Raw genomic sequence first — 26,228 nt, forward strand, 5'->3', positions numbered from 1 at the left:
ATACCTCTATCCCTTCTGTTCCGCCGCTACCGCCAACCGTCGTACACCTGCCGTTTTCAACATGTCCATGACGGCTACAACTTGTCCGTGAGCGGTACGTTTGTCTGCCTGTAAAATTACGGCTGCATTCGAGTTTTCCGCCATTCTTTGGGTCATGATCTGCGATGCTTCATCAATAGTCACAGGCTTATTATCCATCGTAATATGCCCTTCTTCATCAAGCGTAATAATAACCGGCATTTGCGTCGGAGTCTGTGCATTCGATGCCTGCGGCAGTTGAACGGCCAAAGCCTTCTGTGCCACCGTCTGCATGCTGTTCATCATAAAGAATACCAGCAAAAAGAAGATAATATCAATCATCGGGATAATCATGAACTGCGGAGTTCTTTTGGACTTGTAGTTCTTAAACATCAGTTACGCCCCCAACTTTTCTTTTTCCCCATGACGACTGTAATGCATAAGCGTTCCGTATCGGAAACAATCGTATCCAATTGATGTGTAAAGAAAGTATAGACAGCAAAGGCAATAATAGCTACACAAAGGCCCGTTGCCGTTGCCACGAGAGCTTCGCCGACACCGCCGGTAATAGCGGAAGCACCCATACCTCCGTCAAGTACACTGAAAGTCGTAATCATACCGGTTACCGTCCCCAACAAACCCAGAAGCGGTGCTACTGTAACAATGGCGCTGAGGTAATCGAGATACCGTTGAAACGCTGCCGATTCCAGAGCCATTTGTTCCGAAAAAGCGGATTTCATGGATTCTTCTGTCGAGGCGTCTTGAAGGCCTGCCGCAATAATTCGAGAAATAGCGGTCTGAGAGTGTTCGCAAACTTCTTCAGCCACCTTCCAGTCACCGCTTTTGGCAGCCCCTTCAATATGTGAGAAGAAAGATTGAGACTTTTTCCGATTTCGCTTGTAATAAATACCGCGTTCAATAGCAATGGCTATTGTAATGACCGACAATATAAAAAGCGGAATCATTACGGGTCCGCCGCTTTCCAATAACTGTATTGCCGCATAAATCTTATCCATCTTTTACTACACTCCTTGTCCGTCCTGTATCTATACGGGACTTTGAATAATTTTGATAGTCAACATCAATGATATGTGATTATCTTATCAAAGAAAGTCTTCCTTTTCTACTCCGTTCGGACAGTAAATAATCCGTTCAGTCAGCAAATTGCGAATGACTCGTATTATATTCTAACACACTTTGCATATTCAAATACTCTCTAAAAGAGATTGAGAAATTCCTGTAACAAAAAGAAAGAGGCGTCCGTACTTCCTATGCCTCTTTCTTTCAACTATTTCTATTTTTAAAGGCTACTCAAAAACAGCCCGTCTATCTATACGGATACACATATACAACCGTCTTGGCGGCCTGTCTGATTTCTTCTACCTTTAGTACAGGCCTCTTCATGCCGTGATAATCGCCTACTTCAAGTTTCCCTTTAACGGCAATCCACCGATATTCACCGTATTCTTGCCCGTCCGAAAGTATACAGGGCAGTCCGAAGGGAGACATGTCATTGACACAGCAAATCATTAAATATCTAGATATGGTAAAATCCGGTCGCTTTAAACTGTCGTCATAAAAAGATACAAATCCCGTAATATACACTTCATAGCCTGCATACTTGTCAACGTACTTTGTCAGTTTAAATATTGTGGTATACCAATTATTCGAACCGATAACCACTTGGCGTTTATTATCGTCAATACCGTCGCCTTGTATATGTTCAAAATCAATGCCGAAAGGCGTGACTTCACCGCCTTCATTTTGTTCCAGTCGATCGGCAGGAGATTCAGGCAAGATACCGAATACAGCCGGTCCGGCGAGCAAGACGGCAATCATGCCGAGTGTAGCCGCTGCCGCATAGGAACGAGTACGCGTAAAGGTCGCTCTCAAAATACGACTGAAGCCCCAAAACAAGAACACGGTAGCCGTCGCCACTACAAAAGGGACCAGTACGGGATTCATGTATGATTCGCTGCGTTTGGTCACTATTAAGGATATCAACAAAGCCGCTACAACCATCAATGCCGTTCCTTCACTGCAAGCGGCACGACGAGAAAACAAAGTCTTCATCATTATACCCCCTTAGTCACAAGAACATACATGGCTGCTGTAAATGCCGTGACAATAAAAATCGTCGTTATGAGGCGATACACAAAGGAGGATGAAAAATAAGCTCGCATCAGTAAGTAATTTTTTAAATCCGCCATAGGCCCGAAAATAAGGAACCCTATAATCCCCGCCGTCGGCACAAAGGCGGAAAAGTTTCTGGCAATAACCGCATCAGCAGTCGAGCAAACAGACATGAAAAAAGCCGCCGCCATCATGCAAGGAATGACGAGGAGTCCCAAATCACCGACAGTCGCTGAAAAGGTCCCGCCATATACCTGAAAAACGGCTGAAATGAAAGCCCCGGCACATACGTAAGGAATCACTCTGAAAAAGTCGCCTCTACCGTGATCCGTATAGCGCAAGAAACGCTTTTCCTTTTCTCTTTCACCGAAGCGCCGACATGCCGCCGTCGGCACGGTTCCGACAGGCATCGTTTCTTCAGGCTTATAAGCAAAAAAGGTAACGCTTATAACAAAGACCGTCGCCATCCCCCCCAAGGTTCGCCACCAAAAAACAGCTTCGTTACCGGCGAAGGCGACATATGTTGAAACGAGAACAACCGGGTTAATTAAAGGACCGGCCAACATGAAGGTGAGTGCCGTTGATACCGGAACCTTGCGAACCATGAGGCCTCGAAAAACAGGGACGGCCCCGCAATCGCAAAGAGGAAAGCAAAAGGCGGCTACTAAAGCCGTAAGAACCCCTGTAAAGTGACTACGGCAAAGCAGCTTTTCAATCCACCTGGCAGGCACAAAGAGTTGCAATGCCGAAGAAAGGAGAACTCCGGCCGTTAAAAAAGGCAAGGCTTGCAACAAGGTGGCTGTCCAAAAAGTAAGCACTTTACGTGCTGAATTATAATACGGGTCCGTATTAAGCAATAAGTACGCATAGATTGAAGCAAAGGCTATTAATGTCGCAACAGTCAGAATTCCGCCGTACCCTCCCCGACTCTTTAAAATACGTTGTCGTGTTTCGTCTTTATTAAGTGTATCCCCGGAATAAACACGGCAGCCGGAGTGAATCTTTTTCAAAAATGCTGCCGTTTTTTCATATTCCGCTGTTGACGAAGCATATATAACAACTTTTTCGGCTTCGGACATCTGTCCGTACACGGCCGTTTCCGGCGACGTCAAAAGATAGCGACAATTCTGCGGTGTCGTCGTAAAAATAATACACTCTTGTCGAAACAAGCTTTTCAAACGCTTATCTTGGAGTAATCGAACGAGCTGTTCAATAGGAACGGTTCCGTTCCATTCAAGCCAAACCGCCTCGGGTCTTACACGTTCACAAAACGCGGCTATTTCATAGGCCATCCCTTTCAGAGTAGTTCCTTTATGCGGATAAATATATAAGGTATCATCGGCACAAGACGCGGTCCTTCCCTTCTCCGCCGATATATGTGCGACTTTACCCTTATATCCCTTCATCAATTCATGAATGCACCGCGTCTTCCCCGTTCCCAGAAAACCGCAGACAATATACAACTTAACCGGTCTCATTAATAGCTCCACAAAGGACGAAGGTCCTCTTCAGACAAAGAAGTCCCAATAAAAGTCATAACCGTATCCGCTTCAACCGTCCCGCTAATATCGATATGCTGCCCCGAATATTGAACCGTTGCATATCCGGAAGGAACTTTGACGATGCCCTTCACGCGCAATATATTCGGCTCCGCTTCCAATGACCGCTTGAGTGTTTCTTCCCATTCCGCCTCAGTGCGACAAGTATCTACTCTTACGGTCAGAGTTTGAAACGGGGCTTCTTCATGTTCATGCCCGTGGCAATGCTCTTCATGTTCGTGACAATGGTGATCATGTCCATCAGGCCCGCATCCGCAAGTACATAAGTGTCCATGCGTCTTTATTCCCGAAGCTAAGGACGCAAAAGACGCAAAATCAAAGTTTTCGGGAATTTCAAAAAGGATTTGTGCTTTTTCGTTTTCCTGTTGCAATAACTGTCGAAGCTCTCTTTCATCCTCTTTATCATCCGTACGGTTGACCACAATGACCTGTCCTTCACGCAATTGATCGACAAAAAACTCTCCGAAGTTTTCAGCATACATGACGGCCATGGACCCGTCAACGACGGTAACTGTTACTAGCGGTCCGATATTTCCGGCAAATTCCGCCGACTCGCACAAGGCTTTTATGTCCGACAGTTTTGCGACTCCGGACGGTTCGATAACGATTAATTCCGCACTGCCGTCCTTTAATACGGTTCGCAATGATTCTTTGAAGTTTCCCACTAAGGTGCAACAAATACAACCTGACGGTAATTCCTCAAGGCGTACGCCTTGTCTCTTTAAAACAGCCGCATCAAAGCTGACCTCACCGAAATCATTTTCAATAACCGCTACTTTGCTTACATCCGTACGATTCAACAGACTTTGAATAAGCGTTGTCTTGCCGCTTCCCAAAAATCCCGAAATAATATACACAGGTATCACATTACCGCCTCCAACGATATATTCTCACATGCCTATTTTATCACTGAACACCTCTAATCCCAAACAAGATACGATATGCATAATTGTTCATTTTTTCCTGTAATGTGCGCCTTGAATATAGGCGCGAATACTCTCATTTTTCATAACAAGTTTCCGGAGAGAAATGCCGATGAATGCAACAAATAAACCGCTCCTATCACCATATAGGCGACCGCTAGAATAAGTAGAGTCGATGAAACATGCAGCCGGATACTCATACAGATACCGGTTACAGCTGCCGGAATCAGAAAAGCAGGCAAAAGATTTCTGTACTCGAATATGCCCCGAACCGCTGCGGCCGTTACCGTCGCGACCGGACGTCAACCGACAAGCGGTAAAATAACCGACTTAATAAGGATAATAACCTCTGTTTCTTTTTTCGAGCGATAGCGACTGCGAAACAGTTTTCCGATAAGCGGTAAATCGCCCAATATCGGAACTTTACGGAGGTTCTCCGTTTCCTCTTTGCCTATGAGCCCGCCGATTACAATGCGCTCTCCCGCCTTGATATGTACCTGCGTATCCACTTGTCGTGTAGCCACCCGATAAGCCCTTAAATCTCGAACATACACGGGCATGCCTACCTCTCCGTGAATATTAGCCGTAACCGTACCGTCAGTATGTATATAAGGCGTATATTGTAATAAAATACCCGCTTCTTTATATTCTGTCGTCGCATAGCGTTCGCCGCCCGTTACACGTTCCGTCACAACAGGGATTCGATCGCCGATGAAAATCCTGGCCTCTGTTCCGTTTGTCGCCATTATATGAGGTTTAGCCAAAATAGAAGCTTTTCCGTCGGAAACAAAGGCATGAAGACGTGCCTCTATATAGGGCAATCGCGGTTTCCCCACACCGCCTCCGCCTTCCGACCAGGACCAATCAATCCCCAACTCTTTGACGGCTTCTTTATTAAGAGACAAAATTTCCGCTTCCACGTCCACCTGTTGAGGTGCGCGGTCCACTGCCTGTACAAGCTGCTTAGCTGCCGTCACATCGCTATGCCTGCCGGTCATAACTATCGCATTGGAGCCGCCGACGGCCATCACACTGCCTTGATGTAAGGCGACACCGGCAACTTCCGCCGCATCGGCTGCTTTCATATAAGACAGAGGAAAGGCCTCGGAAACGGTTTTCTGCCCTTCCCCCTCCCCTTCAATTAAAATTATCCCGTTTTTTTCTTCAAGGCACAAGCCCGCTTCGTGAATGACCGACTGTAGAGCTTCTTGAGCTGATACATTATGCAGATATACGGTAATATTCCCTTTTACGGATTCGTCAATCAAAATGTTCATTCCCGCACTTCGCCCCAAGCCTTCAAGAATCGTACGAAGGGGTACATCATGAGCATTTATTTGAATATTACCGGCACAGTATCCCTTGCCGGATCCGAAAATAAGGCAAGAAAGAGCCACGGCAATCAGTACCTTTTTCCTCATTATCCCACTCCTATCCGTTAATTTTCCATTGCCTTCCCTCTTTTTCCAAGATGACGGATATAGCAGATATATAAACAATACGAAATCCGTCAAACTCCTCATCTACAGCACAAACACGAGTATCTGCCGTTGATGACAGAATAACCAAATAAGCGCCTTCATTGACAAAACGCCCTTTGACAAGCGGTAAGACGGGTTGCTTTTTCAGCTCTTCTTTCGCCTTCCCGGTCATACCGGCCGGCTCCTTTTTCTGCTCACTCTCATGAGCCGTCCCTGTAACAAAAAGGTCCGGCAAAGGCTTGCGGCGTGCGGTTCCGGCTGTGCTGAATACCAGTGTTCCTTCCGTTTGCTTTCCTTCTTCTTTCTTCGGTGCGGAACACAAAGGAGGAGAAGATGCTTCTTCAAGCTTCTCCTCCTCCTTTATAGGCACGGACGACCTGTCATCATAAAAAATACCGATGCCGCCGACAACGAGAAGAATAATCCCGTACGGAAGAAACTTGTTTTTTACGTGAATCGACAGATTCCGAACTTTATCCATTATTGGTTTGTCTATATGAACCATAACCCGGAAATCACCTCTTTTTGAGATTTTTCAAGGTATTTCGCAAATGGCGCTTGTAAATTTCCACACCCGGCTGGTCAAATGCATCCACATCGGCCAACTCTCCTTCATAAGCAACGGACAAGCACAACATATACATCAATTCTCCTAAATGAAAGGCTGAAAGTTCAGGTAACTCAAAAACCGCATGAGGCCTATCATCCTCGCCTAAAGCCGTCGCGTTAGCAGCACAAGCGGCTGTCATAATATCACTCAATGCTAACCCGCCCAGATCTTCAAGTCCCGCCGTTTCAGCATACCTTTCAGGGATGACCGCATCTTTTTGCCATTTTTTCAAGACTACAAACTGTACAATCTTGTCATGCGGTCCGTCTTGATGTTCCTGCGTTTGAGCATGCATATCCGTCGTCCCTACCGAAGCGACAGGCGTACGACCGTAAAAAACATTCTGTCCGTGACGGTTTCTGCGTTTTCCCAATGATTCGGCAGACAACTGTACATACCATTCCGACAAGGATTTCAATGCATCTGCATAAGGCATGAATACTTCAATCGTCCTACCGTGATGAACCGCTGCCAGATACTTTAATACGGCATTCAGTAACGCCGGATTTTTCATAATGTCAGATGTACGACACGCTTCATCCATAGCCGCCGCTCCGGCCAAAAATTCACGAATAGGAAAGCCTATGATAGCACCTGCTAATAAGGCCGTTTCGGAAAAAACGCTAAAGCGTCCCCCGATACCGTCAGGCACATAAAACATAGGCCACTTCATTTGCCGAGCCGTTTTATGCAAAAGTGTTTCCCCATCTCCTTCAGTCGGCGATGTAATCACTGCCGTCTCGGTACAAATACCGAGTTTTCGCAGAGCTCCTTCCATTGTCACATAGCCTGCCATGGGTTCTATCGTCGTTCCCGATTTGGAAATGACAATGTGTACTACTGTGTAATCGGACTTTCGTTTCTTTTCACGCATAAAGAAAGCTTTGAGGTCGCAAAGGGACCGTCCGTCCGCATTATTGCCGGCAAAGAATATCTTCGGGTAACCGCTACGTTCCTCGGATGTTAACAAATTCCACACAGCACCGCAATGAACATCAAACAATACCTTACCGCCCAAATACGATCCGCCCACGCCGTAGAATATAACAGCATCCACTCGCTGCCGCAAAGATTGTGCATAGGCTTCAATAAACCGAATTCGTTCAGGCGTATTAATCTTGTCTTCACCTATGAAGGGTAGCTGAAAAAAGCGGACACGTTCCTGTCCGCCGTCTTTGGATAAATGCCCTGCAGCCTTTCCCGTACGACGCATTTCGCAAACGGCTTCATGGCCCTTTTCCCATTCAGGCTTGAACGCCTCTACTTCTTCACTTGTAACATAATTCTCTCCGTACAGTCCCGAAAAATCGAAAACAAATCCGGTCGGTAAGGTAATCTTTGCCATGTAAGAACTCCTCTCCTCAGTATTCTTATTGTATGCCAAAGTTAAGTTTTTTTGCAATACAAAGCCTATTCTTTTTCATTGGGTATAACTTTGCAAAGCCCTTATTTACGCGAAAAAAGCGATGTCTTACTTTTTTAAGACATCGCTTTTTTCATGATTTTTTAATTCGGATGCATCTTTATGATTACAGTTCTTCCGATTCCTTAATAAGTCCTGCCTTTTTCTTACGCAAATACATTACATAAAACGGCAAGATTACAATACATCCGCCAAGTCCCCAAGTCAATTGGGCCGCTGTTGCCTGGAGCAGCATCCACAAAGAAACGACAACAGCAATAAGGGGAATGGTTATACCGAAGGGTATTTTATAGGGCCGTTCTTTATGGGCCCATTTTTTCCTGAATACGATGACAGCAATACAAGTCGGTAAATATTGTGTAAACCGTGATACGGCACTGATAGCTGCCAGCATAGTAAAGCTGCCGCTCCAAGCCAAGAGTAAACTGAGCACGGCTGTCGTAATAGCCGCCACATAAGGAATATTCTTCTTATCCCTTTTTGACAATACGGCCGGCAACATACCGTCTTCAGATAAGGCCGTAGCAATACGCGGCGCCATGAAAGCCTGTGCAAAATTAATACCGCCCATAGACAAAAGAGTGCCGGCCAGAACGAAGTACATACCTACAGGACCGATAGCTTTATAAAAAGCATCCTGCACCGGAGCTTGCGACGAAGCCAGTTCAGGCCCCATAACGCCGATACATACACCTAAAATCAATAGATACAGCACGGTAACACTGACCATGACCGTAATAATAGCCCTAGGCAAGTTTTTTTTCGGGTTGTCCATGTCTTCAGCCGCTACGGCAATGGCTTCAAATCCCGTATAAGCGAAGAAGAGTAGCACGGCTGCCTGAGCAAAAGAGCCGGGCGTGTATTCATCATTTAAAAAGACAGGCGTAAAATTGCTGCCGTTTACAAAGAAAATGCCGACACAAATAAAGGCAAAAAGAGGCACCAATTTGGAAACCGTAATCAAATCATTTAAGCGTTTTGACGTATCGACGCCTAACAAATTCAAAACGGTTAAGAGAATGATAATAACGGAAGCTATAATATTTTTATTCATATCACCGCCCAACATCGGAAAAGCGGCACCCAAAGCCGTTGCGAAACCGACGGACATGGTAGCCCAGGCAATAATGATAACAACCCATTTCAACACGCCTACTTCAAAACCCCAGAAGTCTCCCAGAGCATGCTTCGCATATAAGTAAGGACCTCCGTTACGAGTAAAAAAGCCCGCCGCTTCGGCAAAACAGAGAGCAATGCAACCCGCTAAGAGTGCATCGAAAAAGAGAACTCCCAGACTGGCCGAACCGATAACGGCGTAGGCCTTGTTGGGTAAAAGGAAAATCCCGGTTCCTACAATAGCGTTAATGCCCAGAAGTACAATGCTCCAAAAGCCGAATTTATTCTTTGCTTCTTTCATAACTTATCCTTTCTTCGCTGCAGCAACAAATGAATCAAATAATGCCTGCGCACGCTTATCTTTGAAAGCCATCATTTCAGGATGGTATTGACAGGCAATAAACCACGACCGCGACGGATCTTCAAGAGCTTCAATTGTCCCATCCTTAGCACGAGCCGTAATCCGTAAATTCTTACCTTCCCGGTGCACTGTCTGATGATGGTGAGAATTGACGACACAAGTCGTCACACCTAAGATCTCTGCTAAACGAGAGTCCGCCTCTATCTCAATAGTATGAGTCGCCAATCCGGGCGTCTGCCCTTGAGAGTGCTTCATCTGCACCTTTGCATACTTTAAGTCTTGATATAGGCTGCCACCGCGATAAACATTGAGAACCTGCATGCCGCGGCAAATGGCAAAGACGGGAAGATTTCGTCTTTCCGCTTCCTTTAACAGCATCATATCGAAGTGATCTCGCTCCGGCCAAATATCACCGAGGCCTTGTAAGGGTTCTTCTCCGTAAGCAAGGGGTGATACATCATGACCGCCCGACAAAATAAGTCCGTCAACATGCTCCATAAGCTCGCAAACCACCTCATCATTTTCCGTAAAAGGAAGAATAACGGGAATGCCGCCGGACCGCTCAACAGATTTCAAATAGTTATCATTTACATAGGCCCGCCGTAAATCGACATAGGCTCCGCCGTTATCACGGATAATACTTCCGGACACGCCGATTAAAGGTCTACTCATTACTTTTATCCCCCCATTTCGAATATCCTTTATTATACTACAATCATTACAACTGTAACGTTTTTATTCATAGACATTTATCATACACTTTATGCGCAATCACTCTATGGGCTTTAACATATAGATACAAAAACCCCGCCATTGCCTAAGCAATGGCGGGGCCTCTAAATGGCAGAATTATTTCAATTCTACAGAAGCGCCTGCTTCTTCCAATTTAGCTTTCATTTCTTCAGCAGCAGCTTTAGCTACGCCTTCTTTTACAGTTGCGGGAGCGCCGTCAACCATAGCTTTTGCTTCTTTCAAGCCGAGACCCGTAAGTTCACGAACAACTTTGATAACGTTGATCTTCTTGTCGCCGGCAGATGCCAATACAACGTCGAAATCGGATTTTTCTTCGCCGCCAGCTGCTGCGCCTGCTGCGGGAGCTGCTGCTACAGCTACGGGAGCTGCTGCGGATACGCCGAATTTTTCTTCCATGTCTTTAACGAGTTCGGAAAGTTCCAATACTGTCATGCCTTCAATGGCTTGTAAGATTTCTTCTTTAGTCATTTTAAGTTCCTCCGTAATTTACGTAATAGTTTAATCTTTCAAAGTTAAAATTAAGCTGTTTCCTGTTCCGCTTTTTTAGCACGAACTGCTTCAAGAGCATAAACGACGTTGCGAATATTGCCTTGAAGAACGTTGACCAAACCGGATACGGGAGCTTGCATACTGCCAAGCAACTTGGCAATAAGTTCTTCGCGACTCGGCAAATCGGCCAATGCATTAACTGCAGCGGCATCGATAACCTGACCGTCGACCAAACCTGCTTTAACCGTCAAAGCTTCCGTTTTAGTTTCCTTAATGAAAGCTTTCAGGATTTTTGCAGGAGCTACAGCATCTTCTGCAGAATATGCGAGAGCCGTAGGTCCTTCCAAGTGGGAATCCAATCCGTCATAACCGAGTTCATCGGCTGCGATGCGAGTCAAAGTGTTTTTGATAACCTTATATTCAACACCGCCTTCACGGAATTTACGACGAAGTTTCGTTACATCGGCAACAGTAAGGCCTGTAAAGCCGACGAGAACGGCACCTTGTGCAGATTCCAACTTTTCCTTCATTTCAGCGACAACAGCGGCTTTCGCCGGAGATACGCCGTGTGTAGGCATAGACATTCGATACACCTCCTCTTGTTGGATTTATATCGTCTTAGCAATAAAATCGGCCTCCATGCATGTGCATGTGAGGCCGAACCAGTATCTATCAGATATATCTACCAGTTTCATAGCCTCAGATGGCGGACCTTAGTCCATTATACATACCTTCAGTCTACAGCTAAGAGAGATATTATTTTTCTTCCGCTTTTACAGCACCTTTAATGCTGAATTGGTTAATGTGAATCCCCGGGCTCATTGTCGAGCTGACCGTAATCGATTTGATATACTGGCCTTTTGCTCCGGACGGCTTCACTTTAATCAGCGTATCGACGAGAGTCGTCAAGTTTTCTACCAACTTGGCTGCGTCGAACGATTTTTTACCGATGGGAGAGTGAATATTTCCGGCCTTATCCGTACGATATTCAATCTTACCGGCTTTACTTTCATTAACGGCTCTGGCTACGTCCATCGTTACCGTGCCGACTTTCGGGTTAGGCATCAGGCCCTTAGGGCCGAGGACCTTACCGAGACGACCGACTTTACCCATCATATCGGGAGTAGCGATAGCGACATCAAATTCAAACCAGCCGCCTTTAATTTTTTCTACCAAGTCGTCGCCGCCGACATAATCGGCACCGGCTTCTTGAGCTTCCTTTTCTTTTTCGCCCTGTGCAAAAACGAGGACGCGTTTCGTTTTACCGATACCGTGGGGCAGTACCAAAGCACCGCGAACCTGCTGATCGGCATATTTCGGGTCAACGTTGAGGTTGACAGCCAATTCGACGGTTTCATCAAATTTGGCGGTATCCATTTTTTTCAGGATATCAATTGCTTCAGCCGCATCATACAATGCCTGTGCATCGAACGATTTGAGGGCGTCGGCATATTTCTTACCTACTTTTGCCATCTGTGTTTTCCTCCTGTTGTGGTCATGCGGAGACAAGTCTCCTTCCACGGGATAACAACGTCTTAGTCGACGATGTCGATACCCATGCTGCGAGCCGTACCTTCAACCATTTTCATAGCTGCTTCGACATCGTTTGCATTGAGGTCGGGCATCTTGGTTTCGGCGATTTCGCGAACTTTATCGCGACCGAGCTTAGCAACTTTCTTCTTGTTCGGTTCACCCGAAGCTTTGTCCAAACCTGCCGCTTTTTTCAGCAATACTGCTGCAGGCGGAGTTTTGGTAATGAATGTAAAGGATCTGTCGTCGTATACGGTAATTTCAACAGGAATAATATAACCTGCCTGCTTTGCCGTACGTTCGTTAAATTCCTTGACAAAGGCCATAATGTTGACGCCGGCCTGACCCAATGCAGGACCGATAGGAGGCGCCGGAGTTGCCTTACCTGCTTCACACTGAAGCTTTACCATTCTTGCTACTTTTTTTGCCATGGTGATTTACACCTCCTTACATTACAAGATGTGGTTAAACGGGTCGACGACCCTCCCACTCGCGACGAAAACGTCGCATTAGAAGTTTATTCCAGACTCTTCTCGATTTGAGAATAGTCGACTTCTACCGAAGTTTCACGGCCGAACATATCAATCAGGCCTTTAAGCGTACCCTTCTCATTGTTAATTTCCGTAATAGTCGCATAAAAATTATCGAAGGGGCCCGAAATAATACGGACCTGTTCGCCGATTTCAACGGAAATCTGCGGGCGCACTTCTTTTTCTATACCTTGAGACTTGAGGATGCGTCTTACTTCCTGCGGTTCCAAGGGAACAGGTTTCGTTGCCGAACCTACAAAACCGGTAACTCCCGGCGTATTACGGACAACGTACCAGGAGCGATCGTTGACTTCCATTTCAACAAAGACATAGCCCGGATAGATCTTACGTCTTACCGTACGTTTCCGACCGTCTTTGACATCAATTTCGTCTTCTTCAGGAACAAGAATCCGTTCAATAACGTTTTCCAGCCCCATGGATCTGACCTTACGTTCCAAGTTGTCTTTGACTTTTTTCTCATACCCGGAATACGTATGAATGACATACCAATTCTTTTCAGATTCCATTCGGATCCGCCTCCTAACCGATCACTACGCGAAGCAGTTGAAAAAGTTCTGCGAATACGGCATCCGATACGGCGATAATGGCCATGACGACCAGTGTCGCCACAATAACCATAACGGTATAGTTGATCAGTTCTTTCCGTGTCGGCCAGATGACCTTCTTCATTTCCGTTTTTACGCCTTGTAGGAATCGGCCTGACTCTTTTTTCTTTTTATTCTTTTGTGCTGCTTTTTGTGCTGCTGAAAGTGACATATAACCTCTCACATTCAAAAAATAATTTTAAGATTCAGGCAATTACTTTGTTTCTTTATGTAACGTTTCTTTCTTGCAGAACGGGCAATATTTCTTCAATTCCAAACGATCGGGATTGTTTTTCTTATTCTTATTCGTCCGATAGTTACGGTTTTTACACTCTGTGCATGCCATCGTAATAGCTGTACGCATTCCTAACACCTCACTTCATTAGATAGTCAAAAACCTACTTTTTGCGCAAGACTGCTTATATAACTTACCACAAAGAGCGGTCTGACGTCAAGAAAAGCGGCAACTTAAAAAAGCTAGGCGGAATCTGCGCACCTAACTTCCTTTACTCTACACTAATCTACGAAGCCTGTCAACGTACCGTTGCCCTCATATCCTCATATATATGAATTTTATTATTTCGTTACCTGTGTATTTTTGTAATTGACAACTCAAAACAATGCATTTACAATATATTCATCTTAAAAATACATTTGTCCTTTGTAAAAGGACTGAAGGAGTTGTTCTTATGCATTTCAATTTCGGCTTACTGGCAAAACTGCTTGCCGGTATTGTCGGCGGCATCATCCTCGGCTCACTGGGCTCGTGGTTCGGCTTCCAGGACGCAGTCGCCTATGAAGGGTTTATTCGTCTGCTTTCAACATTTACATCCTTATTCAGCACTTTTTTATCATTCCTCATTCCTTTACTTATCGTTTCTTTCGTAGCTGTCGGCATGGCCGATTTAGGTAAACAGGCTAATAAGTTGCTGGGACTTACGGTTTTTCTCGCCTATGCATCCACTATTTTAGCCGGGTACATCGCTTATTTCTTCGGAGTTTCCATATTACCGAACTTTATTCATCCCTTCTCGGGCTCCGTGGCCGATGTCAACCCGTATGATCCCTTCCTGACCATTAAGGTTACGCCTGTATTCGATGTTATGACAGGCCTCATGCTTGCTTTTATTTTAGGTATCGGCATGGCTAACCTGAAAATCGGTACGGCCGGAAAGCTCTTAAGTGTATTGCGTGAGGTCCGCGACATTATCACCAAGGCTCTGACTAAAATTATCATTCCTTTAATTCCTATATATGTCGGTTCTTTATTTTGCAAGTTGGCTGCACAGGGAAAAATTGTAGCAACAGCTAAAATTTTTATCGGCCTGTATGTGTGCATACTTCTCTTACAGGTTCTATACCTCCTCTTGCAATTCGGTATTTCGGGACTCATTTGCAAACGGAATAACTTTAAATACATTCCCCGGATTTTGCCGGCTTACTTTACGGCTGTAGGTACGCAGTCTTCGGCTTCCACAATTCCTATCAACTTGAAGTGTGCCCATAATTGCGATATGTCCGAAGGGGTTGCCAACTTCTGTATCCCTTTGTGTGCCACCATTCACCTGGCAGGTGATACGATTTGTCTGGTTCTGGGCACAATGGGCATTATGATGGCCATGGGCATGGATGTCGGCTTAACCTTATTCACGCCTTATATCTTCATGCTCGGCGTCACCATGGTCGCCGCACCGGGCGTTCCCGGCGGCGGTGTTATGGCTGCCTTGGGAATTATTACTTCCATGCTCGGCTTTACGGAACCGATGCAACAACTCATCATTTCTCTCCACTTCTCGCAAGATTCCTTCGGCACGGCTACAAACGTAGCCGGCGACCAGGCCCTGTCCATGATTGTCGACAAGGTTCGCGGTCACAACACCGATACTGTCGGAGAGAGCGGCGAAGCTTCCGCATAATCTTTTAAAATCATACCGAAATAAGGAAACCTCACAAGGTTTCCTTATTTTTATGTGTTATTTTACTTTCTAAAGACTACCATGCGTGCAATACGCGGGCACCGGGATTGTCTCATGCAAGACGGCTGCCGCTTTGACTCGGCGACTTGTTATTAAAAAGACGATACCTTTATACGAAGTACTTTAACTTTCTCTTATTTTTCTTTTCTTACTTTCACAAAAGTAATATACTATACATATTATTTTTTATTATTTAATAACAGGTCAGGGGTGACTTTCTTGACAAACTGTTCATCGGTCATACGCGGAACCGCCTTCCACAGTACAGGCCCGAACTCATTTGATATTCTTGAGGACCACCTGTTTCTTGTCGACGAGGCCGGAGTCCTCGATGATGTCATTTCTCCGAAGGATGACAGGTACGATAATATTCTTCGCCGATCGGAGGACGCCGGTTCTCTACAGCGACTGAAATCCCAACAATACTTGTTGCCCGGATTCATTGATACCCATGTTCATGCACCTCAATGGGCCCAAGTCGGCAAGGCACTGGATGCGGATCTTCCTGTTTGGCTTAATGACTATACCTTTCCGCTGGAAGCCGCTTATAAGAACACGGATTTTGCCGAGACGATTTATAAAGACCTGGTTCAAACTCTTTTGGCAAACGGCACGACGACGGCTCAATATTTCGGGTCCGTCCATAACGAACCCAATAAGGTTTTAGCCGAAATTTGTGCTTCTGAAGGTCAACATGCTTATATCGGTAAAGTAGTTATGGACTTGCCGTCTCAGTGCCCCGATTATTATCGCGATTCGTCTCCGCAGGCGGCACTGAATGCTACGGAAGACTTTCTCACTTATTGCCGCAACCTGAACAGCCGGACACGGCAAGACATAGTCGGTGTCGTTACACCGCGATTCATTCCTACGTGCAGTGACGAAGTCCTTTACGGTCTGGGCGACTTGGCCCGCCACTATGATGCTCCCGTTCAATCCCACTGTTCCGAAGGAGACTGGGAACACGCCCATGTACTGGAACGAACGGGCCTAAGCGATACACAAGCTCACTTAAAATACGGGCTATTGACGAATAAAACGACTCTGGCTCACTCCGTCTACTTAAGCGACTCCGACGCAGAGTTGTACAAAGAACACGGTGCTGCCATTGCCCACAGTCCCTTATCCAACATCTTGTTTGCCGGAGCCGTCTGCCCGGTCAAACGCCGTTTGGAACAAGGCCTCAGCATATCATTGGCTACGGATATTTCCGCCGGCTATACGCCGTCTATGTTTGATTCCATGCGTCAGGCTATTTTATCGTCGCGCCTCCTTTCTACGGGAACCGATTTTTCAAAATCTCCGATAGAGCGAGGCGGCATCCCCGCTAGCGTCATCGATTTCAGACAAGCCTTTTACATGGCTACTGTCGGCGGGGCTACCGCCCTGCACGTCAATGCCGGCCAATTTCGCAAGGGCTGTCGCTTCGATGCCTTTGTTTTCGACTGTCTGGCTTCGCAAAGTCAGACTCGGCAATATGATACCGACTCATTGGCAGATATGTTGCAAAAAATAATTTTTACAGGCCAACGGCAAAACATTACCGCCCTCTGGGTCTCCGGAAGGCCCGTTTCATTGCATTAGGAGGATTTATGTCTACAGAAGAAGCAAAAACTCAACACTACGAAGGTTCTTTACTCGTTCAGCCCGACGAGGCTTTACCGCCCGTACAATCCCTTTTACTCGGCTTGCAACATTTGCTGGCCATGGATATTTACGTCGTTCCCTTTATCGTTGCCGGTATTTTATCCTTATCCGTTCAGGAGTCGGCCTTCCTCATTCAGGCAACCTTTATTGCCAGCGGTTTAGGCACGCTTATACAATCTCGTTTTCTCATGAAACTTCCCGTCGCTCAAGGACCGTCCTATGTTCCTATCGGTGCCATTGCCGGCATCGCCTTGGCCCACGGCACGGGTATTGACAGCTTGGCCGCCGTATTCGGAGCCATTCTCGTCGGCAGCCTCATTGTTTGTGTTCTCGGCATGACGGGTATTGTCCGCAAGGCCATTAATTACTTCGTACCGCCTCTCGTCGGCGGTACGATTATCTTCGTTGTCGGTCTGTCCCTCATTCCCATAGGCTTAAAAGACAATATATTTACGGTTCACGGTGCCGGTACAATTACGGAAAATATCATTCTGGCTCTCGTTTCCGGAGGCGTCCTTACCGTTTGCGTTATGCTCGGCTTGCACATGGGTAAAAAGGGCAATTGGTTGCGTATCGGCTCTGTTATTATAGCCCTCGTTGCCGGTTGCCTCGCAGCCGCATCTATGGGACGCTTTTCTTTGGATGCCGTAGTGGCGGCTCCTTTATTTTCGGTTCCCCACCTGGCTTTCGCATCATTCCCCGTCAGATTTGACATTCCCGCTATCATTACTATGATTCTCATCTACATTGTTCTTTTGGCCGAAACGACGGGAACCTGGTTCGCCGTCAGTTCCGTCATTGAGCGTCCCTTGACGAATGAACAATTAGACAAGGGGATTTTAGGCGAAGGCCTGAGCTGCTTTATCGGCGGCCTCTTCGGCGGTACACCGGCTACGGGCTATTCTACAAATGCCGGCCTTATCTCAATTACAGGTGTTGCCAGTCGTCACGCTTTTTACGGTTGTGCCTTTTGGATGATCGCCTTCGGTCTGTCCAATAAACTGGCCATGCTTATCGCATCTATTCCTGCTCCGGTTATCGGCGGTATTTTTGTCATCGTTTCATCTATTATTGCTTTAAGCGGTTTCCGTGTTATTCGCCGTCTCGAACTTGATGAACGCAACATGTTTATCATCGGCTTACCCATCATTACGACCTTGGCTCTTTATTTATTGCCTCAAGACTATGTGGCGTCTTTGCCGCAGTTGTTGCGTTATCTCTTAAGCTCCTCCATAGCTACGGCAGCAATGGTTGCCATTGTTCTCAACAAGGCATTACCGCAAAAACTCAATTTGTATAACGATAAAGACTAATCAGCTCTATTGAAAAGGATGTGACATTTTTGCCCGATTCATCTTACAAGCATTATCGCCTCGGCTTTTTTGCAGCTTGCAGCAGTTTTATCATTTGGGGCACCTTACCGCTTTATTGGTATTTCCTTTCCCACGTAGAAGCCGGAGAAATTCTCTCACATCGCATTGCCTGGTCTTTTGTCTTTATGCTCTTCGTCCTCATCTTCGCAGGACGCAAACAATTGAAAGAGGACCTTGCCTTCCTCCGTGAAAAAACGAGTCGTATTTTCCTGCTCCTGACAGCTGCCGTTCTGGTAACCGCCAATTGGCTGACCTACATTTGGGCAGTTACGCACGGTCATGTTATCGACACAAGCATCGGCTACTATTTGAATCCGCTTCTATCCGTACTTTTAGGCGTTGTCATGTTTTCCGAAAAGCTGAGCACGCCGAAACGAATCAGTATCGTTCTTGCCGCCATCGGGCTGGCACTCATGACTTGGCAAGGAGGGCACTTCCCTTGGCTGGCTTTACTCTTGGCCGGGACCTTCGCTCTCTACGGAGCCGTCAAAAAAATGCTCCATCTACAGCCGATTTCGAGCATCACGCTGGAAACACTTATCGTCTTGGCCCCGTCAATCATATATATTTACAACCTACACTCGAATTCATCCGGACATTTTTTAACGAGTGACGTAACAACCACCTTCTTATTATTGGGGGCCGGTATCGTTACGGCCGTTCCCTTATTGCTCTTTTCTTACGGTGCCAACGAATTACCTTTAAATGTACTCGGATTTATCCAGTATATCAGCCCTACACTGGCTTTCGTCTGGGGAATCTTCTTTTTTCATGAACCCTTCGGTACGGATAAACTTATTGCTCTCTCTTTTATTTGGATATCCTTAGTTATCTTTACTATCGGTGAGCGCCTGCAAATAAGCCGGTCAACATATAAACAAAAAAAACGGTCATAGCCGTCACGCAATGACCGTAAAAAAACCGTTTGCCCAAAGGCAAACGGTTTTTTATTACCAGCGAGTAGCCAATGCACCTGCCGCTACCCAAATACAAGGAGCGACAATGGAGCATACTACGGATACAAAGAAAGCTACAATAATCATAGTGTCCGTCGGACTGGCCGGCTTACCGATACGTGCCGCTTCTTCCGACGTAAGTCCCACATAATTTGTCTTACGCCCGTAACGATTCATAATAGCCTGGCCTTCAGAACAAATGAGATATAGGAAATAAAACTCTCCGAAAGGTACGAAATTCACAAGGATCCACGCGCCGGAGCGCCCCACATCGTGTAATCGTCTTACGTTTAAGCAAAAAGACGGAATAACCAAAACGAGGCCGAATACAAAGCACACAATACTGAGTGCCACATACAGACTCATGGATATATTGGCCGATATGGCGGCAACAACCCATATTAGGGGGAAAATGACGGCACTGACGCTGTAAAATTTAAAATACTCACCGCGTGAAGCTCGCCCTTCTATGGTGGCAAATTTTTTCGTTATTACGTACTTAAAGTTTTCCCAAAAACCTTTGCCGCGAATAATCGCCAAATCTTCATCGCCCACTGTATCAGGATTTACGTGGTACGGATTATCGTATTCACCCGTCATATTTAAGTCTACAGGAGCTCCGCACTGAGTACAGAATTTCTGATTCCCTTCAATAGGTGCTCCACAATGAGTACAAAACATAAATTAGAACCTCCTGAATTTTCTTTTCAGTATATCATTAACTCTGAAATGTTAGCAAACAGAACCGTAGAAAAGGCCGGACCGCATAGGTCCGACCTTTTTATTCCAATAACAGATGACCGTATTCACTGATTGCAAGTGCCGCCTTGCAAGCATCGCAATCGCAATACCGAGCCCCTTCAGTCTTAAGTTTCCTGCCGTGAACCTCTAATTTTTTAGCTGCCTCTTGGCCGAATACTTCAGTTCCTACAGGAGATCCGGCAAAGGCAATTAATTCATCTACCGTAGTGACATCGGCCTTAGCTTCTTCAATAAGCACTTCTGCCGCTACCTGTTCACGTTCCGTACCGACAGCCTCTAAATAGACCTGACCCGCCGTCTTTAACCCTTTATAAGTCGAAGGCGTACTGATAGCGCCTTGAATAACTGCTATAAGTGATTTTTTATCCATAACGATCCCTCCTTACAGGGCAATGCTTACTTTGCCAGTATAGTATAACACCGAAGGGATTCAATTAAAAGCCTGCTCATATCAGTGTTGTCATAAAGATATAGGTCTAAAATTGCCGGTCGTAAAGATGACTCTTCGTCAGGAAATCTTCAACCGTATTAAACCCCAACTCCTTCAGAATTCCGATGACATACGGATTTTCCATAGGCGTCTCAAAGGCCGAAGAGTCCGCATAGGTTTGCACGCATTTTTTCCCTTCTTCCTTCGGAATAATAGCTCGCGGTCCGCCTACACAACCACCGATACATCCCATGCCTTCGAAGAAGTTCCCCTCCCTACGCCCTTCAAGAATATCGTTAATCATAGCCTTACAACCGGGAACGCCGTCCGCTTTCCTGGTTTGCAGCTTAATTTTCCGATGAGGATTCAGTTTTTCCAGCGTCCGTTCCACAGCCGCCGCTACACCGCCGGCATAGGCGTATGTAATCCCTGTCGTCGAAGCATGAAGTTGTGCATCTTCAGGCATATCGGCCGGTTTTAAATCCGTAACACTTAAGAGATCGCGAAGTTCTTGATACGTCAGTACGTAATCGATGGCTCCCGCTATATCAGGCTCGTTTTTCTCCGCTTTCTTCGCTAAACACGGCCCGATAAACACGGTCTTCGCTTTAGGGTGAAGCGCCTTCACGGTCCGTCCCCCGGCAATCATGGGCGAGACGGAACCCGGTACATTGGGTAGAAGCTGATGATACAACTTTTTAATCATAGCTATCCACATGGGGCAGCAACAACTGGTAAGCTGAAAATCTCCTTCAGAATTAATATTCTTATCAAATTCCAGTGCCTCTTTCAGTGTTAAAATATCGGCAAAAGCCGCCACTTCCAACATCCCCGTAAACCCGAGTGCCTTTAAGGTCGACCGCATTTTTCCCATCGTTACGTCCGCTCCGAATTGTCCGGCAATTGCAGGAGCTACCAGGGCATATACGGGACCGTCATATTGATGAAGTTCCTGTACTACGGGAATGATGTCCTTTTTGGCCTTCAAACTATCCAGTTCGCAAGCATCGATACAGGCCTGACAGCCTACACACTTTTCCGTATCGACGGCAATCCCCACTTCGTTGCCGGGTTTTAAAGCATCCCACTCACAAGCTTCGGCACAGTGTCTTTCGTCGGGTGGACACAAACACGGCTTTACTCGAACTACCGTCCCGTCATCAGGTAGGGTCAGACAGTCAATCAACCGGGGATCCATTCCTTCCGGAGCCAACTCCAACTCACCGTCTACAGCCTTTTTGAGCATCTTAAAGTACAGTTCATCTAACGTATCCATAGCCAGTTCCTCCGTAAGAAAGCAATACCCTATATAGGTTCCATTATAGGCTTCCACCCTAAAGATAACAACGCCCGCTATTTTTGTATCCTCTACTTAAAGTTGTTGCTCCTTAAAACTCTATAAAGTGTCTCCTATACGTTATCTATCCTCGAAAATAAACCGGCCCGTTAATGCCTTGTACTCACGGATACGTTTTTTATCGCTTAACGTGCCGATTTCAGTATAACCACACTATTATTTTTTCTTCGTCGGTATGATTACCTCATCTATAAGCCGACCGTCCCTTTTATAAGCGGACACATAAAAACCGTCTTTTCGCAACCGTAACTCCACATATACAGGAAGGTCCATGCAATCGTCATAGGCAACATCAAAAGGACGTCGTACAGCTTCTGCCCAAGTTTCGGATCCGGAACGTCCCGTCGTAATATAGACAGTCCCCTTTGCTTCCGGTCTTCCTTCTCTCAACGGATAGGAACGAGCATAACAATGCTCATGCGCTGTAAATACCAAGGGAACTTCATACTTATCTATGAGCGGCAAAAAGGCGGTTCCGTTCACATCTTTTGCCCCTGAATACGGAGTACTCCACGGCGAACGATGCATTAACAAAATCACTCTTTTATGTTCCGTCTCCGATTGTTTAAGTATCTTCTCCAACCAACCCGCTTCAAGCGTCAGCATGTTCGGCCTCGTGGCTCCCAACTCTTCCTCGTTTGTATTTAAGCTGATAAAGCGGACATCCCCGTAATCGAAGAAGTAGGCCAAGCCCGTTTGCCCCTCGGGACCGTTTTGCGGCACGGGAAACAAGGATCTGTACGTTTCCGGTTCTGCAAATGTCCAGGTCATGCTATACGCCTCGTGGTTTCCCAACACGGGTGCCAGCGGAATATTTTCGGCAGATCGGCCTTCATCCAACCACGCCTTCCATTGAAACCAAGCTTGACCGTTATCCGTCAAATCTCCCATAGATATTCTCAAATCCGCCTGTGGCATGTGCCGAAGTGCAGCATTTACAGTCTTTCCCCACTCGCCGTAGTCTACGGATTGAGAGTCTCCCATAACGGATATCTTATATTCGAGCGGCGATTTCTCCGGCATTGTAAAGGCCCCGTCTACCCGATCAGTCTCGGTAGCTACAGTATATACATATTCCGTGCCCGCCTCCAGTCCAGTCAATCTGACTGCATAGGATTGCCACGCTCTTTCCGTACCTTCAGCATAAAGGGGCGGGCGCTCTCCCCATATGACAAAAGCCGTTTTTTCATATGTATCACCCTTCTTTTTATATGAAAAAACAGGATAAGTCCCTGCGCGATCATCGAGCCAGGCTACGGTTCGCGATGTCAGTCCGTCTTCTCCGACAATCTGCATGACATGTTGTACCTGTGCCGCTACCGGCCATACTAATCCAAACGCACTGATAACACCGAAACACGCAGCATGTAAAACCCTTTTTTTCATGATTACACCTACCTTTTTCTTAGTATAACGAAAAAAGCAGGTTCTTCAAAAGAAGAACCTGCTTTTATATCAGCTTAAATCATGGCAATAAACGGGGATACAACGAGAAGTACTCCGGAGAATACAATAAGATTGAGTACCATCCCCTTGTACTTACGCAAAGAACCGACCTTATATACCAAGTATGCGGGAATAAGGCACCCGATACATCCCAAGATGGGTCCTAAGAAGGATAGCAGTTTAAGAATCGGTGCATTGAGTACAATGGCACCCCAGGACACGGAAACCGCAAAAACCAAAATACCTTTAGAAACGAGTTCTTTATTAATTTTTTCTGCCGGTAAGAGACGCGATAAGATATTTAAAGCAATACCCGTGCACGCTTCCTTAAAGCCCAAGAAAACACTGAAGTATGCCGTTACGACGGCAAAGATATTGAGGATAAGACTGAAGATTTTAACTGCATCCGCATCGGCACCGCGCGCCACCATGGCCAGAGCCGAGATATTATTCGTATATGCTTCAACAGCCTGTTCGTGGCCCATAGCCAAGTTAAAGGACATAGCGTACGAGAATACGGTAATAAAGAGAACAAAGAAGGCTATTTTCATAGCTCTCATTGCCTTATACCGCGCTACATGAATGGATGTATGATGAGACCGATAAGAAATGACCATAGGGCTCAAACAGGGAATGAAAATAATAGAGGTCAGTGTATAAGGGAGCATGATGATCGTCTGCTTCAAAATATACGACCAGTCGGGGAAAGCTCCGAGGTTCGCCAAATCCCATGACTGTACCATCAATAAGCCCAAGCAGGCGACAACGCACAGTTTGGTCAAAACCATTAACGTCGATACCTTAAAAAGAAGTTGTTCACCGCGAGAGGCAACGACAACCATAAAACAAATAACGGCTAAGCCGTATAAAGGATTATCGGACAACAACCCTTTCGTAACGCCGAAAGACTGCAAAAATGAGGCACTGTCATTAGTCAGAGCCGTAGAATACATGAAGACACAAATAAGGCTCATCATAAAGTACAAAATGCCGAGGAAAAATCCCCAGTTTTTTCCTAAATAACCGCCGATAATACTGGGATAATCATTACAGTCCGGCGAGTCCGCCAAGGTATTGATGAATAACCGTTGTAACAAATAAATAGAAGGATAAGCAATAAGTGCGGACAATAAAAATACCCAGACACCTACAAGCCCGACCTGTACGGGGAGAAATACAATCCCTGCCCCGATGGCCATGCCTATACTCATAATTATCCAACCTCTGTCGGTACTGTCGAATTTAATCGCTTCTTTCCATTGGGCCTCGCTCATACCGGCCTGTTTTGCCAAGTCTGCCGTGGACATATAAAAAACCTCCTGAATGTAAGATTTAATATTCCTGTCGTTTTCCCGTTAGACGACAGGTTACTGCTGAATTTCGCTTAAAACCTAGAAAAACACGTTCCCTTGCAACACATGTACGGAAAAGGCAAGAATAAAAAACATTCCGATTTCATGCATGCGAACAACTCCTTTCACCATTCTTCCCCCGATAATATCCCCCTGTTCCTCTAGAGAATATTTAATATGCTTAAAGCATATCACTAAATATTAGTTTCACTCAACAATACTTGTTTCTCATGACACGAAACTTTTCATTCCTTTTGTTTCTTTTAAATAGAAAAGCTCCCCTTTTTTCTATATAATTAGAAGCAAATATTCGGATTATATACGCTTAATTAAAAATTTAATATTTGTAAGAAACATTTTGAGGTGAACCATGGAAAATTTGCAACGAGAAATCGGCAAGAAAATCAAGATTTACCGCAAGAAAAAACTGCTTACCGTAGCAGATCTGTCAGAGGCCATCTGTAAAAGCAAGGCCACAGTCAGCAAGTATGAAAACGGGCAGATCTCGATGGACATCCTGACCTTATACGACATCGCGCGAGTGCTCGGAGTTCATGTGGAGCAGCTTCTACATCCTGTTGAAGACAAGACGCTGAATCTTACGGAAACTCGTCTCCCAGCCTTCTTTCGTAATACCAAGCAGCTCTACCTTTATTATTACGACGGTCGTTGTAATGAAATCAGCATCGGTATTATGGACATTCTGTCCAAAACGGGACCCAACACGTATAAAATCATGCTATACGTCAATATTAACGCCTATGACATCTATCAGGACTGTGAAAACACGTATTGGGGAACATTAACCCATTATGATGCCCTATCCACTTTAACGCTCATGAATCAGAATACGCCGACGGAGCAACTGATTATTACCATCTTATCCCCTTTTCTTGATGTTCCTCACAAGTGGGGCTTACTGAGCGGTATTTCCACGCGCCCGCTTATGCCCGTAGCCACAAAGGTCTTTATATCTAAAACGAAGCATGCCGATACGGAGGAATTTCGTAAAGATTTGAAGATTTCAAAAGAAGATATTCGACTTATGAAGCTGTACAACATGCTGTCCATTACTTAGTGTGCGACCTGCTGGGGAAATACAAAGTATAACTTTACCCATAATAAAGGTACTTGACAATCCACCCACTCTCCCCGTATAATACATGTTGTACTTGCCACTTTAGCTCAGCCGGTAGAGCATCTCATTCGTAATGAGAGGGTCGTTGGTTCAAATCCGATAAGTGGCTCCAAGTAAAGAGGCTTCCGTAAACGGAAGCCTCTTTTAATTATCTTTATCAGTCTGCTGACTATCGAAAGAGGCCTGTACGGATATATCCCATACATGGATTTGGAAAGGATTTTCATATTAAGAGTAATTAAAAATATTGAAATATAAGT

The 26,228-nt window shown here is 45.7% G+C and carries 27 protein-coding genes and 1 tRNA gene; 6 read left to right on the plus strand and 22 right to left on the minus strand.

Translation table 11 applies throughout. From position 1 onward, the window contains the following. Window positions 1-6 precede the first annotated feature (6 nt). From HMPREF9429_RS01455 to rpmG, 17 genes are all read right to left on the minus strand, one after another. Window positions 7-411, minus strand: a complete 405-nt coding sequence (locus HMPREF9429_RS01455) for an ExbD/TolR family protein (RefSeq protein WP_006941099.1) — start codon at window positions 409-411, stop codon at window positions 7-9. Then, complete coding sequence (locus HMPREF9429_RS01460; protein ID WP_006941100.1) at window positions 411-1,034, minus strand: MotA/TolQ/ExbB proton channel family protein; 624 nt, start codon at window positions 1,032-1,034, stop codon at window positions 411-413. Before HMPREF9429_RS01460 ends, HMPREF9429_RS01455 begins: the two co-directional genes overlap by 1 nt. A 310-nt stretch (window positions 1,035-1,344) precedes the next feature. Beyond that, window positions 1,345-2,094, minus strand: coding sequence for a TIGR03943 family putative permease subunit (locus HMPREF9429_RS01465; RefSeq protein ID WP_006941101.1), 750 nt, complete (start codon window positions 2,092-2,094; stop codon window positions 1,345-1,347). Then, a complete protein-coding gene (locus tag HMPREF9429_RS01470) occupies window positions 2,094-3,629 on the minus strand; it encodes a permease (RefSeq protein WP_006941102.1) in 1,536 nt (511 codons plus the stop codon). The genes HMPREF9429_RS01465 and HMPREF9429_RS01470 overlap by 1 nt, the downstream gene beginning before the upstream one ends. Continuing rightward, entirely contained in the window at window positions 3,629-4,576 is a 948-nt protein-coding gene (locus HMPREF9429_RS01475) for a CobW family GTP-binding protein (protein ID WP_006941103.1), read from the minus strand. The genes HMPREF9429_RS01470 and HMPREF9429_RS01475 overlap by 1 nt, the downstream gene beginning before the upstream one ends. Before the next feature lie 359 nt (window positions 4,577-4,935). Continuing rightward, window positions 4,936-6,054: a type II secretion system protein GspD gene (locus HMPREF9429_RS01480; RefSeq protein ID WP_006941104.1), complete on the minus strand. Its 1,119-nt coding sequence runs from the start codon at window positions 6,052-6,054 to the stop codon at window positions 4,936-4,938. Between the two features lie 10 nt (window positions 6,055-6,064). After that, entirely contained in the window at window positions 6,065-6,619 is a 555-nt protein-coding gene (locus tag HMPREF9429_RS01485) for a hypothetical protein (RefSeq protein ID WP_006941105.1), read from the minus strand. A 10-nt stretch (window positions 6,620-6,629) separates the two neighbouring features. Beyond that, complete coding sequence (locus tag HMPREF9429_RS01490) at window positions 6,630-8,069, minus strand: glucose-6-phosphate isomerase (protein WP_006941106.1); 1,440 nt, start codon at window positions 8,067-8,069, stop codon at window positions 6,630-6,632. A 184-nt stretch (window positions 8,070-8,253) separates the two neighbouring features. Further along, on the minus strand, window positions 8,254-9,564 hold the full coding sequence (locus HMPREF9429_RS01495; RefSeq protein WP_006941107.1) for an APC family permease: 1,311 nt from the start codon (window positions 9,562-9,564) through the stop codon (window positions 8,254-8,256). A 3-nt stretch (window positions 9,565-9,567) separates the two neighbouring features. Continuing rightward, window positions 9,568-10,296 (minus strand): gamma-glutamyl-gamma-aminobutyrate hydrolase family protein, encoded by a 729-nt coding sequence (locus HMPREF9429_RS01500; RefSeq protein ID WP_006941108.1) that lies wholly within the window; start codon window positions 10,294-10,296, stop codon window positions 9,568-9,570. A gap of 177 nt (window positions 10,297-10,473) precedes the next feature. Further along, window positions 10,474-10,845 carry a 50S ribosomal protein L7/L12 gene (gene rplL, locus HMPREF9429_RS01505; RefSeq protein WP_006941110.1) on the minus strand — a complete coding sequence of 124 codons (372 nt, stop codon included), beginning with the start codon at window positions 10,843-10,845 and terminating at the stop codon, window positions 10,474-10,476. 50 nt (window positions 10,846-10,895) lie between these two features. Next, a complete protein-coding gene (gene rplJ / locus HMPREF9429_RS01510) occupies window positions 10,896-11,444 on the minus strand; it encodes a 50S ribosomal protein L10 (RefSeq protein WP_006941111.1) in 549 nt (182 codons plus the stop codon). A 178-nt stretch (window positions 11,445-11,622) separates the two neighbouring features. Then, complete coding sequence (gene rplA, locus HMPREF9429_RS01515) at window positions 11,623-12,339, minus strand: 50S ribosomal protein L1 (protein ID WP_006941112.1); 717 nt, start codon at window positions 12,337-12,339, stop codon at window positions 11,623-11,625. A 62-nt stretch (window positions 12,340-12,401) separates the two neighbouring features. Beyond that, the gene (rplK, locus tag HMPREF9429_RS01520) at window positions 12,402-12,827 is read right to left on the minus strand and encodes a 50S ribosomal protein L11 (protein ID WP_006941113.1); all 426 of its coding nucleotides are present in this window, start codon (window positions 12,825-12,827) and stop codon (window positions 12,402-12,404) included. 86 nt (window positions 12,828-12,913) lie between these two features. After that, on the minus strand, window positions 12,914-13,453 hold the full coding sequence (nusG, locus tag HMPREF9429_RS01525; protein WP_006941114.1) for a transcription termination/antitermination protein NusG: 540 nt from the start codon (window positions 13,451-13,453) through the stop codon (window positions 12,914-12,916). Window positions 13,454-13,466: 13 nt separating this feature from the next. Continuing rightward, a complete protein-coding gene (gene secE, locus HMPREF9429_RS01530) occupies window positions 13,467-13,703 on the minus strand; it encodes a preprotein translocase subunit SecE (protein WP_006941115.1) in 237 nt (78 codons plus the stop codon). A 42-nt stretch (window positions 13,704-13,745) separates the two neighbouring features. Then, complete coding sequence (gene rpmG, locus HMPREF9429_RS01535) at window positions 13,746-13,895, minus strand: 50S ribosomal protein L33 (protein WP_006941118.1); 150 nt, start codon at window positions 13,893-13,895, stop codon at window positions 13,746-13,748. Between the two features lie 325 nt (window positions 13,896-14,220). Here rpmG and HMPREF9429_RS01540 point away from each other — a divergent pair, with 325 nt between their 5' ends. The 4 genes from HMPREF9429_RS01540 to rarD all read left to right on the plus strand — a co-directional run bounded on the left by HMPREF9429_RS01540 (window position 14,221) and on the right by rarD (window position 19,423). Further along, complete coding sequence (locus HMPREF9429_RS01540; protein WP_040773253.1) at window positions 14,221-15,447, plus strand: cation:dicarboxylate symporter family transporter; 1,227 nt, start codon at window positions 14,221-14,223, stop codon at window positions 15,445-15,447. A gap of 270 nt (window positions 15,448-15,717) precedes the next feature. After that, window positions 15,718-17,091: a guanine deaminase gene (guaD, locus tag HMPREF9429_RS01545; RefSeq protein ID WP_006941122.1), complete on the plus strand. Its 1,374-nt coding sequence runs from the start codon at window positions 15,718-15,720 to the stop codon at window positions 17,089-17,091. Between the two features lie 8 nt (window positions 17,092-17,099). Continuing rightward, window positions 17,100-18,467 carry a uracil-xanthine permease family protein gene (locus HMPREF9429_RS01550; RefSeq protein WP_006941124.1) on the plus strand — a complete coding sequence of 456 codons (1,368 nt, stop codon included), beginning with the start codon at window positions 17,100-17,102 and terminating at the stop codon, window positions 18,465-18,467. A 29-nt stretch (window positions 18,468-18,496) separates the two neighbouring features. Next, entirely contained in the window at window positions 18,497-19,423 is a 927-nt protein-coding gene (rarD, locus tag HMPREF9429_RS01555) for an EamA family transporter RarD (RefSeq protein ID WP_040773259.1), read from the plus strand. Between the two features lie 54 nt (window positions 19,424-19,477). Here the strand turns inward: rarD and HMPREF9429_RS01560 are convergent, their stop codons facing one another. The 5 genes from HMPREF9429_RS01560 to HMPREF9429_RS01580 all read right to left on the minus strand — a co-directional run bounded on the left by HMPREF9429_RS01560 (window position 19,478) and on the right by HMPREF9429_RS01580 (window position 24,785). Then, window positions 19,478-20,164 (minus strand): DUF805 domain-containing protein, encoded by a 687-nt coding sequence (locus tag HMPREF9429_RS01560; protein WP_006941128.1) that lies wholly within the window; start codon window positions 20,162-20,164, stop codon window positions 19,478-19,480. 100 nt (window positions 20,165-20,264) lie between these two features. After that, on the minus strand, window positions 20,265-20,615 hold the full coding sequence (locus HMPREF9429_RS01565) for a hypothetical protein (protein WP_006941130.1): 351 nt from the start codon (window positions 20,613-20,615) through the stop codon (window positions 20,265-20,267). A 106-nt stretch (window positions 20,616-20,721) separates the two neighbouring features. After that, window positions 20,722-21,951: a [Fe-Fe] hydrogenase large subunit C-terminal domain-containing protein gene (locus HMPREF9429_RS01570; protein WP_040773262.1), complete on the minus strand. Its 1,230-nt coding sequence runs from the start codon at window positions 21,949-21,951 to the stop codon at window positions 20,722-20,724. A 237-nt stretch (window positions 21,952-22,188) separates the two neighbouring features. Continuing rightward, window positions 22,189-23,418, minus strand: a complete 1,230-nt coding sequence (locus HMPREF9429_RS01575) for a purple acid phosphatase family protein (RefSeq protein WP_006941134.1) — start codon at window positions 23,416-23,418, stop codon at window positions 22,189-22,191. A 74-nt stretch (window positions 23,419-23,492) separates the two neighbouring features. Next, a complete protein-coding gene (locus HMPREF9429_RS01580; RefSeq protein WP_006941136.1) occupies window positions 23,493-24,785 on the minus strand; it encodes an SLC5/6 family protein in 1,293 nt (430 codons plus the stop codon). 415 nt (window positions 24,786-25,200) lie between these two features. Here HMPREF9429_RS01580 and HMPREF9429_RS01585 point away from each other — a divergent pair, with 415 nt between their 5' ends. Both HMPREF9429_RS01585 and HMPREF9429_RS01590 read left to right on the plus strand, forming a co-directional pair. Further along, complete coding sequence (locus HMPREF9429_RS01585; RefSeq protein ID WP_006941140.1) at window positions 25,201-25,908, plus strand: helix-turn-helix domain-containing protein; 708 nt, start codon at window positions 25,201-25,203, stop codon at window positions 25,906-25,908. Between the two features lie 96 nt (window positions 25,909-26,004). Further along, window positions 26,005-26,080, plus strand: a tRNA-Thr gene (locus HMPREF9429_RS01590). Window positions 26,081-26,228: the final 148 nt, after the last annotated feature.

The organism is Megasphaera micronuciformis F0359 (assembly GCF_000165735.1).
In the GTDB taxonomy this organism is placed as follows: Bacteria; Bacillota; Negativicutes; order Veillonellales; family Megasphaeraceae; genus Megasphaera; species Megasphaera micronuciformis.

Excerpts from the sequence above, each read along its gene's own strand:
- rplA (WP_006941112.1), bottom strand. The coding sequence starts at position 12,339 with ATGGCAAAAGTAGGTAAGAAATATGCCGACGCCCTCAAATCGTTCGAT.
- HMPREF9429_RS01455 (WP_006941099.1), bottom strand. The coding sequence starts at position 411 with ATGTTTAAGAACTACAAGTCCAAAAGAACTCCGCAGTTCATGATTATC.
- HMPREF9429_RS01495 (WP_006941107.1), bottom strand. The coding sequence starts at position 9,564 with ATGAAAGAAGCAAAGAATAAATTCGGCTTTTGGAGCATTGTACTTCTG.
- HMPREF9429_RS01460 (WP_006941100.1), bottom strand. The coding sequence starts at position 1,034 with ATGGATAAGATTTATGCGGCAATACAGTTATTGGAAAGCGGCGGACCC.
- secE (WP_006941115.1), bottom strand. The coding sequence starts at position 13,703 with ATGTCACTTTCAGCAGCACAAAAAGCAGCACAAAAGAATAAAAAGAAA.
- HMPREF9429_RS01580 (WP_006941136.1), bottom strand. The coding sequence starts at position 24,785 with ATGTCCACGGCAGACTTGGCAAAACAGGCCGGTATGAGCGAGGCCCAA.
- rplL (WP_006941110.1), bottom strand. The coding sequence starts at position 10,845 with ATGACTAAAGAAGAAATCTTACAAGCCATTGAAGGCATGACAGTATTG.
- HMPREF9429_RS01540 (WP_040773253.1), top strand. The coding sequence starts at position 14,221 with ATGCATTTCAATTTCGGCTTACTGGCAAAACTGCTTGCCGGTATTGTC.
- HMPREF9429_RS01470 (WP_006941102.1), bottom strand. The coding sequence starts at position 3,629 with ATGAGACCGGTTAAGTTGTATATTGTCTGCGGTTTTCTGGGAACGGGG.
- nusG (WP_006941114.1), bottom strand. The coding sequence starts at position 13,453 with ATGGAATCTGAAAAGAATTGGTATGTCATTCATACGTATTCCGGGTAT.
- HMPREF9429_RS01480 (WP_006941104.1), bottom strand. The coding sequence starts at position 6,054 with ATGAGGAAAAAGGTACTGATTGCCGTGGCTCTTTCTTGCCTTATTTTC.
- HMPREF9429_RS01570 (WP_040773262.1), bottom strand. The coding sequence starts at position 21,951 with ATGGATACGTTAGATGAACTGTACTTTAAGATGCTCAAAAAGGCTGTA.
- HMPREF9429_RS01585 (WP_006941140.1), top strand. The coding sequence starts at position 25,201 with ATGGAAAATTTGCAACGAGAAATCGGCAAGAAAATCAAGATTTACCGC.
- HMPREF9429_RS01490 (WP_006941106.1), bottom strand. The coding sequence starts at position 8,069 with ATGGCAAAGATTACCTTACCGACCGGATTTGTTTTCGATTTTTCGGGA.
- HMPREF9429_RS01500 (WP_006941108.1), bottom strand. The coding sequence starts at position 10,296 with ATGAGTAGACCTTTAATCGGCGTGTCCGGAAGTATTATCCGTGATAAC.
- HMPREF9429_RS01560 (WP_006941128.1), bottom strand. The coding sequence starts at position 20,164 with ATGTTTTGTACTCATTGTGGAGCACCTATTGAAGGGAATCAGAAATTC.
- HMPREF9429_RS01485 (WP_006941105.1), bottom strand. The coding sequence starts at position 6,619 with ATGGTTCATATAGACAAACCAATAATGGATAAAGTTCGGAATCTGTCG.
- HMPREF9429_RS01565 (WP_006941130.1), bottom strand. The coding sequence starts at position 20,615 with ATGGATAAAAAATCACTTATAGCAGTTATTCAAGGCGCTATCAGTACG.
- rplJ (WP_006941111.1), bottom strand. The coding sequence starts at position 11,444 with ATGCCTACACACGGCGTATCTCCGGCGAAAGCCGCTGTTGTCGCTGAA.
- HMPREF9429_RS01575 (WP_006941134.1), bottom strand. The coding sequence starts at position 23,418 with ATGAAAAAAAGGGTTTTACATGCTGCGTGTTTCGGTGTTATCAGTGCG.
- HMPREF9429_RS01550 (WP_006941124.1), top strand. The coding sequence starts at position 17,100 with ATGTCTACAGAAGAAGCAAAAACTCAACACTACGAAGGTTCTTTACTC.
- rpmG (WP_006941118.1), bottom strand. The coding sequence starts at position 13,895 with ATGCGTACAGCTATTACGATGGCATGCACAGAGTGTAAAAACCGTAAC.
- rplK (WP_006941113.1), bottom strand. The coding sequence starts at position 12,827 with ATGGCAAAAAAAGTAGCAAGAATGGTAAAGCTTCAGTGTGAAGCAGGT.
- HMPREF9429_RS01465 (WP_006941101.1), bottom strand. The coding sequence starts at position 2,094 with ATGATGAAGACTTTGTTTTCTCGTCGTGCCGCTTGCAGTGAAGGAACG.